Annotated in this window: 11 protein-coding genes and 1 riboswitch; of the genes, 1 reads left to right on the top strand and 10 read right to left on the bottom strand. The window is 71.2% G+C overall.

The genetic code is table 11. The features are described 5' to 3' along the window. Nucleotides 1-42: 42 nt before the first annotated feature. On the bottom strand, nt 43-690 hold the full coding sequence (locus tag AC792_RS01600) for a GntR family transcriptional regulator (protein WP_049828842.1): 648 nt from the start codon (nt 688-690) through the stop codon (nt 43-45). A 33-nt stretch (nt 691-723) separates the two neighbouring features. Here AC792_RS01600 and AC792_RS01595 point away from each other — a divergent pair, with 33 nt between their 5' ends. Then, nucleotides 724-1,518: a carbon-nitrogen hydrolase family protein gene (locus AC792_RS01595; RefSeq protein ID WP_049828841.1), complete on the top strand. Its 795-nt coding sequence runs from the start codon at nt 724-726 to the stop codon at nt 1,516-1,518. On the opposite strand, the gene AC792_RS01590 is transcribed toward AC792_RS01595, so the two are convergent. The 9 genes from AC792_RS01590 to AC792_RS01550 all read right to left on the bottom strand — a co-directional run bounded on the left by AC792_RS01590 (nt 1,515) and on the right by AC792_RS01550 (nt 12,314). Beyond that, complete coding sequence (locus tag AC792_RS01590; protein ID WP_049828840.1) at nt 1,515-2,744, bottom strand: acyl-CoA dehydrogenase family protein; 1,230 nt, start codon at nt 2,742-2,744, stop codon at nt 1,515-1,517. The genes AC792_RS01595 and AC792_RS01590 overlap by 4 nt on opposite strands. A 43-nt stretch (nt 2,745-2,787) precedes the next feature. Beyond that, complete coding sequence (locus AC792_RS01585; RefSeq protein ID WP_049828839.1) at nt 2,788-4,176, bottom strand: LLM class flavin-dependent oxidoreductase; 1,389 nt, start codon at nt 4,174-4,176, stop codon at nt 2,788-2,790. Then, nucleotides 4,173-5,897, bottom strand: coding sequence for a dipeptide ABC transporter ATP-binding protein (locus AC792_RS01580; protein ID WP_049828838.1), 1,725 nt, complete (start codon nt 5,895-5,897; stop codon nt 4,173-4,175). The genes AC792_RS01585 and AC792_RS01580 overlap by 4 nt, the downstream gene beginning before the upstream one ends. A gap of 3 nt (nt 5,898-5,900) precedes the next feature. After that, nucleotides 5,901-6,809, bottom strand: a complete 909-nt coding sequence (locus AC792_RS01575; protein ID WP_049828837.1) for an ABC transporter permease — start codon at nt 6,807-6,809, stop codon at nt 5,901-5,903. Further along, nucleotides 6,806-7,810, bottom strand: a complete 1,005-nt coding sequence (locus AC792_RS01570; protein WP_049828836.1) for an ABC transporter permease — start codon at nt 7,808-7,810, stop codon at nt 6,806-6,808. Before AC792_RS01570 ends, AC792_RS01575 begins: the two co-directional genes overlap by 4 nt. Then, entirely contained in the window at nt 7,810-9,447 is a 1,638-nt protein-coding gene (locus AC792_RS01565; protein WP_235436298.1) for an ABC transporter substrate-binding protein, read from the bottom strand. Before AC792_RS01565 ends, AC792_RS01570 begins: the two co-directional genes overlap by 1 nt. Before the next feature lie 103 nt (nt 9,448-9,550). Further along, nucleotides 9,551-9,649: riboswitch (SAM riboswitch) on the bottom strand. Nucleotides 9,650-9,781: 132 nt separating this feature from the next. Beyond that, complete coding sequence (locus tag AC792_RS01560) at nt 9,782-10,360, bottom strand: heme-degrading domain-containing protein (protein ID WP_049828835.1); 579 nt, start codon at nt 10,358-10,360, stop codon at nt 9,782-9,784. A gap of 222 nt (nt 10,361-10,582) precedes the next feature. Then, complete coding sequence (locus tag AC792_RS01555) at nt 10,583-11,302, bottom strand: mycothiol-dependent nitroreductase Rv2466c family protein (RefSeq protein WP_049828834.1); 720 nt, start codon at nt 11,300-11,302, stop codon at nt 10,583-10,585. Nucleotides 11,303-11,561: 259 nt separating this feature from the next. Next, on the bottom strand, nt 11,562-12,314 hold the full coding sequence (locus tag AC792_RS01550; RefSeq protein WP_049828833.1) for a pullulanase X25 domain-containing protein: 753 nt from the start codon (nt 12,312-12,314) through the stop codon (nt 11,562-11,564). Nucleotides 12,315-12,464: the final 150 nt, after the last annotated feature.

Genomic DNA, 12,464 nt, shown 5'->3' with positions numbered 1-12,464 from the left:
GGTCCTGCTCCGCACCCGGGGAGCCGCGTCCGTACGCGGGCGTCAGGTGCGGAGCAGGATGTCCCGGGTCACGGCCAGGTGCTCGTGGATGGCGGCGTCGGCGTCACCGTCCGCCAGGGCGTCGATGATGCGTTGGTGCTCGGCGCACACCTGCTCACGCCGCCCCTCCACCTTGATCAGGGCCTCGACCCCCACCAGCACCTGGCGGACCTGCAGCTTCCGGTACGTCTGGGACATCAGCTCGTTCCGGGCGGCGTCCACCAGTTCCTGGTGGAAGAGGGCATCCAGCCGGATGAACTCCTTGACCGCGGAACCCGTGAGGGGATCGGGCAGCGCGGCCTGCTGGGCGAGGATGTGCTGCATCCCGGCCAGCGGGGGCTGGCCGGCCGCGATGCTGGCCCTCGCCGCGTGGCTCTCGATCACCCCGCGCAGATCCATCAGCTCCGAGATCTGCCTGGCCGACACCACGGGTATGTACGCTCCTCGCTGAGGGATCAGCTCCACCAGCCCGTCGGCCACCAGCAGCAGGAACGCCTCCCGGATCGGTGTGCGCGACACCCCGATCCGCTCGGCGAGTGCCTGCTCGTTCAGGAACCGCCCCTGCATCGACGCGTCCGTCAGCACGTTCTCGCGCAGATAGGCGTACGCCTTCTCGCGGCCGGAGAGTGCGGCGCCCGCTGTTTTTCCCATACTTCAGGTATACAACGAAAAAGGAGTGACCCCATGCGCGTCGCCATCGCACAACTGACCAGCGGTTCCGAGCCCGAGACGAATCTGCGTGCGGTCGAGGAACTGACCCGACGGGCGGCCGGGGGAGGTGCCGACGTCGTCGTGTTCCCGGAGGCGAGCATGTGCGCGTTCGGCAACGACCTCGGGGCCGTCGTCGAACCGCTGGACGGCCCGTGGGCCACCCGCGTCCGCGAGGTCGCCGGGGACCTCGGGATCGTCGTCGTCGTCGGGATGTTCACGCCGGGCAGTGGAGGGCGCGTGAAGAACACGCTGCTGGTCACCGGGCCCGGGGTGGACACGAGCTATGACAAGGTCCACCTGTTCGACGCTTTCGGCTACCGCGAATCGGACGGCGTGGAACCCGGCACGCAGCCGGTCACCTTCGAGGTGGACGGAGTGGGGATCGGCCTGGCCACCTGCTACGACATCCGCTTCCCCGCCCTGTTCGCCGCGAACGCGGCCCGGGGTGCGCAGCTCAACATCGTCTGCGCCTCCTGGGGCGCGGGGGAGGGCAAGATCGACCAGTGGTCGCTCCTGGCGCGGGCCCGGGCACTGGACAGCACCACCTTCCTCCTCGCCTGCGGTCAGGCGGACCCGGCGAGCAGCGGCATCCCCGCCGGAGGAACGGCACCCACGGGCGTGGGGCACAGCACCGTCGTCTCACCGCTCGGGCGCGTTCTCCTCGAACTCGGCCCGGAGCCGGCACTCGAGTTCGTGGAGATCGACCCGCGGGAGGTTGCCTCCGCCCGCTGCACACTGCCGGTGCTGGCCAACGCCAGGACCTTCTAGACGGCCCGGCCGGGCTCGGTCGCCGTCCCCACGGCGGTGCCCGAGCGCCATGCGAACTCCGGCACCGTCCCGTTGACCTCCCAGTCGCCCACGATCCGCGACTTGTAGATCACGGGGTTGTGGGAGGAGATGGTGCGGGCGTTCCGCCAGTGCCGGTCCAGCTGCAGGCCCCGCCGGGTGGAGGAGGCGCCGACCGCATCGAAGAGCAGGGACGCGGCGCGCTGCACCTGCTCCGTCACCACGATCTGCGCCTGCGAGGAGGCGAACTCCACGGCCACCGCGGCCTCGGCCGCCCCGGCCTCCGGTAGTGCGAGATGCGCCTCGTACGCCTCCTGCACCAGCTCGGCCACCCGCAGCGCAGCGGCCTCGGCGGAGAAGGCGAGCGCCGAGACCTCTCCCACCACCTGCTGCACCTGGACGTCGTCGGCCGGTCTGCTCCTGTTCGCGTGGCTGAAGGTGCGTGTGCGCCCGCGGACTTCGGCGGCCACGTCCCGGACGGCGGCGCGGGCTATGCCGGCGAGCGTCGCCACGTGGATCAGCTGGTACACGCCGGTGGTGTACGCGGGGCGGTCCGCCTTGACGAGGACGTCGGCCACCGGCACGGCGACGTCCCGGAACACCGTGGTGCCGCTGGCGGCGAGGCGCTGCCCGAACCCGTCCCAGTCGTCGACCACCTCGACGCCGGGGGCGTCCCGGCGCACGATGGCCAGTAGGTCCACGCCGTCCTCGGTGCGCGCGCCGGTCTGGATCCAGTCGGCGTAGAGGCTGCCCGTGGTGTAGTACTTGGTGCCGTTCACCCGGTAGTCCGCGCCGTCGCGCGTGATGGTGGTGCCCACGGAGCCGACCGTCCCCGGTCCGGTCTCCGTCCACGCGTTGCCCAGCACGCCGCCGGCGGCCACGCGGCCCAGCCACTCGGCGTCGTCCGCGTGGAGGCGGTCCTCCACGAAGGCCACGTGGCAGCGCAGGGCCTGCGCCAAGTTGGACTCCGCCGCGGCGAGCTCCACGAACAGGCGGAAGAACACCGGGGCGCTGACCCCGCCGCCGCCGTACTCCCGGGGGACGCGGAGGGCCGTGAACCCGGAGTCGGCCAGCTGCCGGACCGCGCGGTGCAGCAGCACCCGGTCGCTCTCGCGCTCCGCGGCGCCGGCGGGGATGTCCTCCAACAGGGGCCGGAAGCGCGCGGCGAGCTCGGTGTAGCTGGGGGCGGGCAGGGTCTCGACGGTCATGACGTAGGTCCTTCCGAGAGTCGGCGGGGGTGCGCGGAGCGGTTCATACGGTGGACTCCTGCCGGGAGAACGCCCCGCGGTACGCGGCACCGGGGTGGGTGTCCGGCAGGAGCGGGCCGGCGCCGGGGAAGAGCCGCTCGCGCAGGGTCCGCTCGGTGTAGGAGCGGCGGTAGCGTCCGCGCCGCTGCAGCTCGGGGACGAGGAGCTCGACGACGTCGGTGAAGGTCTCCGGCGAGGTGAACTGCACGATGTTGAAGCCGTCGAGGTCCGTGGCGTCCACGATCTCCTCGATGCGGTCGGCCACCTGCTCCGGCGTCCCGGCGACGAAGAACTCGCTGTTGCGCGGATCGGAGAGGGTGTCGATGATCTCGTGGGCCTTCTTGCGATTCGGTCCGCGGGTGAACTCGGCCTCCATGGACTCGGAGTGGTCCCGGCCCACGTACTGGAGGTACTCGTCCGTCTCCGCCGAGCGCAGATCGATCCCGGAGCTGCCCCCGAAGTGCACCAGGTGCCCCTCGACGTCGCGCAGCCGCACCACCTCCTGAACCTTGCGGGCCACCTCGGCCTCGGTCTCACCGAGCACCAGGTTCAGCCCTGCCAGGACCCGCACGGCATGCCGACCGCGGCCTGCGGCCTCGGTGCGCTCGCGGAGATCAGCGACGTCGGCGGCCACCTGTGCCACGGTCTGCGAGCGCACGAACACCGCTTCGGCGTGCTGCGCCGCGAAGTCCTTGCCGCGGCCCGAGGACCCGGCCTGGTAGATCACCGGGGTGCGCTGCAGGGACGGCTCGGACAGGTGCGGACCGTTTACGGTGAAGAACCGGCCGCGGTGCCCGATCTCGTGGACGCCGGACGCCTCCGTGTACACGCCGCGTCCGGCGTCGCGGACCACGGCGCCGGCGTCCCAGGAGCCCTCCCACAGCTTGTAGGAGACCTCGAGGAACTCCTCGGCGATGTCGTAGCGGTCGTCGTGCCGGACGTGCTCGCCGAGCCCGAAGTTCCGGGCGGCGTCGGGCAGGTACCCGGTGACCACGTTCCACGCGATCCGGCCCTTGGTGAGGTGGTCCAGGGTGCTGAGCCGGCGGGCGTTGCCGAAGGGAGGCTCGTAGGTGGTGGAGAACGTGACGGCGAACCCGAGGTGCTCGGTCACCGCGGCCATCGCCGGGACCAGGAGGTAGGGATCGTTGTTGGGCACCTGCAGACCGCGTTCGACGGCGTGGTCCCGGCTGCCGCCGTAGGTGTCGTAGGTGCCCACCACGTCGGCGAGGAAGACGGCGTCGAACAGGCCGCGCTCCAGGAGCTTCGCGGTGTCCGTCCAGTACTCGAGGTCCGTGTACTCGGTGCGCCGGTTCTGCGGGTGCCGCCACAGGCCGTGGTTGATGTGGCTCACGGTGTTCATCTCGAACCCGTTGAAGTGGATCTGCCTGCTCATGCTGCTCCTTCACTGGTGTGAGCGGTGCGGGTGCTGCCGGCCGCGGAGCTCGTGCGGACCGGCATCGCGGGCACGGCGTCGAGCAGGGCCCGGGTGTAGGCGGTGGTGGGGGCGACGAACAGGGTGGAGGCGTCGCCGGACTCCACCACGCGGCCGTCCTTGAGCACCAGGACGTGATCCGCCACGTGGTGGATCACGCCGAGGTCGTGGCTGATGAACAGGTAGCTCAGGTGCAGCTGCTCCTGCAGGTCCGCCAGGAGGTCCAGCACCTGCGCCTGGATGGAGACGTCCAGGGCGGAGACCGGCTCGTCCAGCAGCAGCACGCGCGGCTGCAGTGCCAGGGCGCGGGCGATGGCCACGCGCTGGCGCTGCCCGCCGGAGAGGGTCAGCGGACGGCGGTGGATCAGGTCGAGCGGGAGCCCCACCTGCCCCAGCAGCTCCGCCGCGCGGTCCTCCCGCTCGTGCGGGCTGCCCACGGCGCCGGCGTCGAGGGCGTCGGTGAGGACCCGCTGGACACTGAAGCGCGGGTCGAAGCTGCTCAGCGGGTCCTGGTTGACGAGCTGGATGTCCGGGCGGTGCGGCCGGCGGACGGCCTCGGTGACGATCCCGGGACCGTCCGGGTGACCCATCCACGACAGGCCGCCGAGCGTGACGGTCCCGGCGTCGGGCTCGGTCAGGCCGAGAGCGATGCGCGCGGTGGTGGACTTCCCCGACCCGGATTCCCCGACGATGCCGAGGGTGGTGCCCGGCTGCAGGGTGAAGGAGACGTGGTCCACCACGGTGCGGCGTGCACCGTCCGGTGCCGGGTACGTCTTGACGAGGGTCCGTGCCTCGAGCGCGGGGGCCTCGGCGGCGAACGCCGAGGTGCGCGAGGGCGCCGTGCCCACGGCGACGCGGGGTACGGAGGAGAGCCGCGTGCCCCTGCCCGCGGCGGAGGGCACGGCGTCGATGAGCTGGCGTGTGTACGCGTGCTGCGGGTTCCCCAGCACCTCGGCGGCGCGGCCGGACTCCACGATCCGCCCGTGCTGCATCACGGCGATCTCGTCGGCGAGGCGGCTCACCACGGCGAGGTCGTGGGAGATGAGGATCAGCCCGCGGCCCTGCTCCTTGAGACCTGCGAGCAGGTCGAGGATCTGCGCCTGCACGGTGGCGTCCAGGGCCGTGGTCGGTTCGTCGGCGATCACGAGCCGCGGATCCAGCACCGTGGCCTGGGCGATCAGCGCGCGCTGGCGCAGGCCCCCGGAGAGCTCGTTCGAGCGCTGCCGGGCACGCACCTCGGGGTCGGGGATCCCGGCGTCGCGCAGGGCCGCGTGGATGCGTTCCTGCCGCTCGGCGCGCCGCACACCGTGGGCGCGCAGGGCCTCGTCGATCTCCTGACCCACCGTCCTCAAGGGGTCGAGGGAGACGAGCGCGTCCTGCAGCACGTAGCCGATGTCCTTGCCGCGCAGCGCCCGCCACCGCCGCTCGGAGAGCCGGGTGGCGTCCTGCCCCAGCACGTCGAGGCGGTCCGCGGTCACCCGGGCGTTGGGGGCGTTGAGCCCCACGAGGGTGCGGGCCGTGACGGTCTTGCCGGAGCCCGATTCACCCACGAGGGCCAGGGCCTGCCCCGGTGCCAGGGCCAGGGAGAGGTCGCGGACCACGTGCACGGGGCCGCGGGGGGTGGAGAAGGAGACGTTCAGGTTGTCGATGGTGAGCAGCGGGTGCTGCACAGGCGTTGTCATGGATCAGACCTCTGCTTCGAGTCGGCGCTGCAGGTGGTGGCCCACCACCGTGGTGGTGAGGGCGGCGAGGGTGATGAAGATGCCGGGGAACGCCGCGATCCACCAGGCCACCTGGAGGTAGTTGCGGCCATCGGCGAGCATGGCACCCCACTCGGCGGCCGGCGGCTGGGCGCCCAGTCCGAGGAAGCTCAAGGACGACGCCCAGACGATCGCCTGCCCGATCCCGAGGGTCACCAGGACGAACAGCGGGCGGGCCACGTTGGGGACGATCGTGTGCCAGAGGATGTGGGACCGGGACCGGCCGAGCGACAGGGCTGTCTCCACGTAGGGTGCCGCCACCACCTGCAGGGTCTGGGTCCGGAGCATCCGGGCGTACCCGGGTGCGGTGCCCACCCCGACGGCGAGGGCCGCGGTGACCACGCCGGTGCCGGACACGGCGATCACGATCAGCGCGAGCAGCAGCCCGGGGAACGCGAAGAGGATCTCCACGAAACGGCAGATCGCCGAGTCCACCCACTTCCCGGAGATCCCGGCGGTGATCCCCAGCAGGCCGCCGAGGAGCAGGCCGATCGCGGTGGCGGCGAGCCCGAGGAGCAGGGACTGGCCCGTCCCGGCGATCACGCGGGAGAAGACGTCACGGCCGTTCTGGTCCGTACCGAACGGGTGACCGGCGCCGGGGGCCGCGAAGGCGTTGGCCGGGTCGATCTCGAACGGGTCCTGCTGCAGGAACACGGAGGGGAGGATCGCCGCCAGCACCAGGAAGGTGAGGACGGCCGCGGCGACCCACACACCGATCGGGGTGTTCCGGACGAACCGGACGGCACCGGTGCGCGTACGGCGGGGTGGTTCAGGTGTCCCCGGGGCGGAGGCCGTGGTGCCGGTGTCGGAGTTCGGATTCAGGGTGATGCTCATGCTGCGGATCCCTTCGAGGAGGTGCGCGGGTCCACCACGCGGTAGAGGACGTCCACCGCGAGGTTCACGAGGATGTAGACCGCGGCGATGACGACCACCACGGCGAGGGTGATGGGCAGGTCGCGGTTGGTGATGGCGTCCACGAGGGAGCGGCCGAGCCCGGGCCGGGCGAAGATGATCTCCGCGACGACGGCGGAGCTCATGAGGGAGCCCACGGCCCATGCGGAGAGCGTGATGCCGGGGAGGATCGCGTGGCGGAGGGCGTGGGTGATCCGGACGGCGGTGTCGCCGAGGCCGCGGGCCCTCGCGCTGAGCACGAAGGGCTGGGCCAGGGCGTCCTCGAAGGAGGACCGCGTGACCTGGGCGATGAACCCGGACAGCGGGATCGCCAGGGAGAGCGCCGGCAGCACCAGGGAGACGAAGCCGTCGTCGCCCGCCACCGGGAACCAGCCGAGGGTCACGGCGAACACCACCGCGAGCATGATGCCCACCCAGAACGCGGGGAGGGAGGCGAAGAGCACCTCCACCGAGCGGCCCACGCCGTCCAGCACCCGACCGCGGCCCACGGTGAGGAGGGTGAAGGTGAGGGCGAGGCCCCAGGCGAACACCAGGGCGAGGCCCGCGAGCTGCAGGGTGGGCAGGATCTGCGGGCCCACGATGTCCCAGACGGGGACCTGGAACACGTAGGAGGTCCCGAAGTCCCCGCGCAGGAGCCCGCCGAGATAGCCCAGGTACTGCACGATCACGGGCTGGTCGAGGCCGTACTCGGCCCGCAGTGCGGCCACCGTCTCCTCGGAGGGTGCGGAACCGGCCCCGCCGAGGATCGCGGTGATCGGATCGCCCGGGGTGAGGCGGAGCACGAAGAACGTGAGCGTCACCGACGCCCAGAGGACGAGGACGCTGCCGGCCACCCGCCGGGTGATCGCTCGTCCGGTGGCGCCCGCCGTCGTCGTGGTGCGGGGTGCGGCGCCGGCTGTCAGGGGTGCTGTACTCGCTGTCATCAGTTGTCGACCGCCGTCACGTCGTAGAGGTAGGGGAGGGAGAGGCTGGGCTCCAAGGTGAGGTTCGCGTGATCGTCCGTGCGGAACGCGAGCTGGCTGGCCTGGTTGTAGAGCCGCAACTGCAGGGCGTTGTCGCTGACGATCTGCTGCGCCCGGTAGTAGAGGTCTGCGCGGACCTCCGGGTCCTCGGAGGCGAGGGCGTCACCCAAGATGCCGTCGAGCTCCGGGTCCGTGAAACCGGACCCGTTCGGCACGCTGCCCGCGGACTTCGTGTACTCGGTGGAGAACACGATCCGCAGCACGTCCGCCGTGTTCGTGTTCCAGTAGTTCGCGCGGAGGTCGTAGTCCGAGGAGTTGCCGCGCTTGCTCACCGAGGCGAGATCGCCGTTCTCGATGAGCACCTCGAAGCCGGCCTTCTTCGCGGTGGCCTGGATCTGCGTCACCAGCGCCTGGTGCGCGGTGGGCCAGGAGTTCGGGGCGTACGGGAAGTGCAGGGTGAGGCGCTCACCGTCCTTCACGCGATAGCCTTCCTCGTCCCGCTCCGTCCACCCGGCGTCGTCCAGCAGGCGTGCGGCCTCCTCCGGGTCCGGGGCGTAGACGTCCTCGAAGTCGGGGGAGTAGTAGGTGGTCGCGGAACTCAGCGGGCCGGAGGCCGGTGTCACCGTGCCGAAGTACACGCTGTCAATCCCCGCCTCCACGTAGGCGCTGTGCAGGAAGGCCTTGCGCACGCGGAGGTCGTCGAACGGCGCCCGCGTGGTGTTGAGGTTCAGGTTGGTGGGGTTGCCGGGGCGGTCCTGGAGGATCAGCTCCACGTCCGGGTCCGCCTCCGCCTCGGCGAAGTGCACGGACGGCATGAGATCCAGGGCGTCCACCTGCCCGGCGCGGAGGAGCCCGTAGCGGGTGGAGTCCTCGGGGACGATCCGCCATTCCACCCGTTCGATGTGCGCGGGTCCCGTGTGCTGGGCGTAGGGAGGTGCGGAGTTGTAGTCCTCGTTGCGCTCCAGGCTGACCGTGGACTGCTGCACGTAGTCCACGATCTTGTACGGTCCCGTTCCCACGGGGCTGTTGCAGTTCTCGGCCAGCGGGCGTTTCAGCGCCTCGGGGGACTGGATGCCGAGGAACGGCTGCGCGAGCACCTCCAGGAACGCGGCGTAGGGACGGTTCAGGGTGACGACGGCGGTCCTCTCGTCCAGCACCTCGGTCCCCACGTAGGGCTTGAGGTAGCCGCCCGCGGTGCCGGACTGCGTGTCCGGATCCACCATGTGATCGAGGTTCGCCTTCACCGCCTCGGCCGTGAACGGGGTGCCGTCCGTGAAGAAGACGTCGTCGCGCACCGTGAACGTGTACCGGAGGCCGTCCTCGGACACCGACCACTCCGTGGCCAGCCACGGATGGATGGCGCCCTCGCGGTCCTGCGAGACGAGGGAGTCGAGGTAGTTCGCGGCCAGCGACGCCTGCGGCATGTCGCCGTTGACGTGCGGGTCCAGGCACGAGATGTCCTTGCCGGTGGCGAAGACGAAGGTGTCGTCCTCGCTGGCTGCGGCTGGTCCTCCGCAGCCCGATGTGGTGAGGAGAAGGCCTGCCGCTGCCGCGAGCAGTGCGAGGGTGCGGGGTGTACTGGGGCTTGCTGTCGTCACGCTGGGCTCCTGAATCATCGCCCGATGGAGGGCAGACAGGACAGCCAGCAGTCACCCGGGCGTGCGGAAGCACGGCAGGGGAGACCAACGAAAGCGTGTAGCTTCTCCATCGGTCCTGGCAGTAGCACCGTTCCCCGTTGCTACACGGGGAGGGTTGCTGCGGCGTCGTCGATCCAGGTCTCTCGGCCGCTCGGGATGGTTACAGGACCCAGTGAAGCGCACGGGACGCGGGGTGCGCCAGCACCCGGCGTCACAAACGGTCACGCGGCGTCGTCCGGGGACTCACCGGAGCCCCGTATCGCCCGGTCCTACGGGTGACTCGCTTCGCCCGGTCCTACAGGTGATCCGGCTCACCCGCTCCGGGGGTCCTCGGACCGTCGGCGGCGTGGAGCATGCGCAGAGCCTCGACCACGAGCCGGTGGTCCTCGAGCTGCGGCAGGCCGGAGACGGTCACCACCGCCACCACCCCCGCACCGTGGACGACGACGGGGACGGCGCCTCCGTGGGCCGAGTGGGTGGAGGAGTCGAACAGCGGGTTGTCCGCCATCTGCCCGCCGCCGCGCCGGGCCCGCAGGCCCACCAGCAGGGACGGAGCGAGGTACCGCGCCGCCGTCCGGGTCTTGGCCTCCAGCCAGAGGTCGTTGTCCGGGGTCGCACCGTCGAGGGCGGCCCGGAAGAGGAGGTGGTTCGGTCTGCTGATGCCGATGGCGATCGGCAGCTCGCGCTCCACACCGAGCTGCACCAGCAGCTCACCGAGGGCCACCGCGTCGTTCTGCGTGAAACGGGAGAAGTGGAGCTCCGTCATCTCCGCCTCGACCGAGGTGATCAGCGCCTCGAGGGCTTCGGCGGGCTGGTCGTCGCCGCCGTCGGGATCGAACAGGGGAACGGCTACGGGGTGGGCGTCATTGCTCATGGGGTCAATGTACGGCGTGGTGCGGCTACCGCGGAACGGCCCGCCGGGGGCTTTCCCGTGGAGTCTTGACAGGAGCTTATCGCCGTCATGGTGCCGTGCGCTGTTGCTCGGCTTTCAGCGGCCGGACGGCCGTTCCCCGGCGTGTCCGGGCACGACACGCACTTTTCCCGGGAAACGCGGACATCTCGGCACGGCCCGGGTCCGGATGCCCTCCTGCGGCGCCTACTTCTTGGTCCGGCGGCTCCCGCCGTGCCAGTCCTCCTGCTGCCCCGCCTCGTCCTCGGCCACCCCGAAGCTCCGCAGCTGCGGCCGTTCGCGGAGACTCCGCTTGAGCTCGGCGAAGCCCGGGAAGCGGGCCAGCCCTACCACGTGGTCCCACAGTGCGGCGGCGTCCTCCGGCGCGGGCAGGCGGCTGATCACAGGACCGAAGAACGCCACGCCCTCGGGCGGGTCGACGTGGATGATCGGCGTGCCCACGTCCTTCCCCGTGAGGGAGAGCGCCTCGTCGGTCTCGGCCTGGATGACGGCGTCCCGGCCGGTGTCCTCGAGTGCTTCGGCCAGGTCCGTGGGCAGGCCGAGCTCGGTGAGGATCGGCGTCAGGAACTCAGGCGTCCCGCGGTGGCCGCCGTCGGAATCGTCCTCGCGCGTGTCGAAGATGTGCGTGCCGAGGCGTTCGTACAGGCGCGCCACGGCGTCGGGCCCGTGCTCGTCGCGGACACGGGAGGCCACCCGCAGGAGGCGCAGGCCCGCGGTGTGCCCGGCCTCGTAGCCGGCCGGGAAGTGGGCGTCGTAGTCCACGGAGGCGTTGAGCAGCCGCAGTGAGATGAAGCGCCACTCCACCGTGTAGTCGCGCTGCTCGGTGACCATCCGCAGCCACTTGCTGGTCATCCAGGCGAAGGGGCACACGGGGTCGAAGTAGAACCTGATGTCGGGGGAGGTCATGACCTCACGCTAGGGACACCGCGGTCGAGGGGTCAAGGCTCCTCCGGGTTGCATCGTCGTGCACGGCTTTCCCCGGCCGGGCGGCCGTTTCCCGGCGTGTCCGTGCGCGACACGCCCTTTTCGCGGAGAACGCGTGCGTTTCGGGCGGCGGAACGCACGACGACGGCAGACCGGCCGCAGTGACGGGGCCGCGAGGACGACGACGGCCCCGCCGGCTGCCGGGGGTGGCAGCGGGCGGGGCCGGAGGATGCGGCGGGAACTAGGAGATGACGATGTCCGTGGTGCCGTAGTCGAAGCGGATGGTCACGGCGGTGTCCGAGAGCAGGTGCAGCTCGTGGTTGTCGCCGTTGCGCACACCGAAGCGGCCGTAGTTCTCGTCCCAGGAGCCGTTGACCACGATCTTGAACTGGTAGTTGCCGGCCGGCAGCTGCAGGGTCTGCGCCCACACGTTGTCGTTGGCGTCGTAGGTCAGCTGCAGTTCCCGGAGGTGCGTGGTCCAGTGGCCGTCCTCGCCGAAGAGCGGGTCGAGGTCGCCGGCGGGGGTGCCCGACTGCGGCTGGTCCTGCCAGGACTCGCCGATGGGCTCCGCGTCCTCGGGTGCCACGTCGGTGGGGGAGGGCGCGGCGGAGTCGACGTCGACGTCGAGGGTGGGCGTGACGTCCGGGGGAGTGGGGTCCTCGGCGGAACCGGCCTGTGCCTCCTCGCCCAGCTGCTCGGGGGCCTGCGGTGCGTGCTCGGCGGGAGCCGCGGGGGCGTCGGGCACGGGTGCGCCGCTGACCATGGCGTTCGCGAACGAGTCGGCGTCGGGGAAGGCGGCGACGGCGCGGGCACCCTCCTCCGTGGCGGTCCAGCCGCTACGGCCCTTGACCAGCCAACCGGCCTTCACGAGCTTGGCGGTGGCGGTGGTGAGCGCCTTGTAGCCGCGGGGTACACCGCCGGAGAGGAGCTCTGCCTCCTTCTCGTCGAACGGGACCTCAGCGACGGCCTGCGACAGCAGGTCCCCCGGGGCCATCGCGGTACCCGCGGAGGAGTGGTCGGCCAGGAGGGCGAGAGTGGTGCGCAGTCGTTCGTTGATGCGGTTCCGGGTGGCGATGACGATCTCCTTCGTGAGGTCCGGGCGGCTGCCTGCCGTCCGTCATGACCGAGCGGGGTGCTCACCCGG

Origin of the sequence: Arthrobacter sp. RIT-PI-e (assembly GCF_001187915.1) — a bacterium.
Lineage (GTDB): Bacteria > Actinomycetota > Actinomycetes > Actinomycetales > Micrococcaceae > Arthrobacter_D.
Note: the sequence above shows the minus strand (reverse complement) of the source record. Positions and strands in the feature narration are given on the sequence as shown.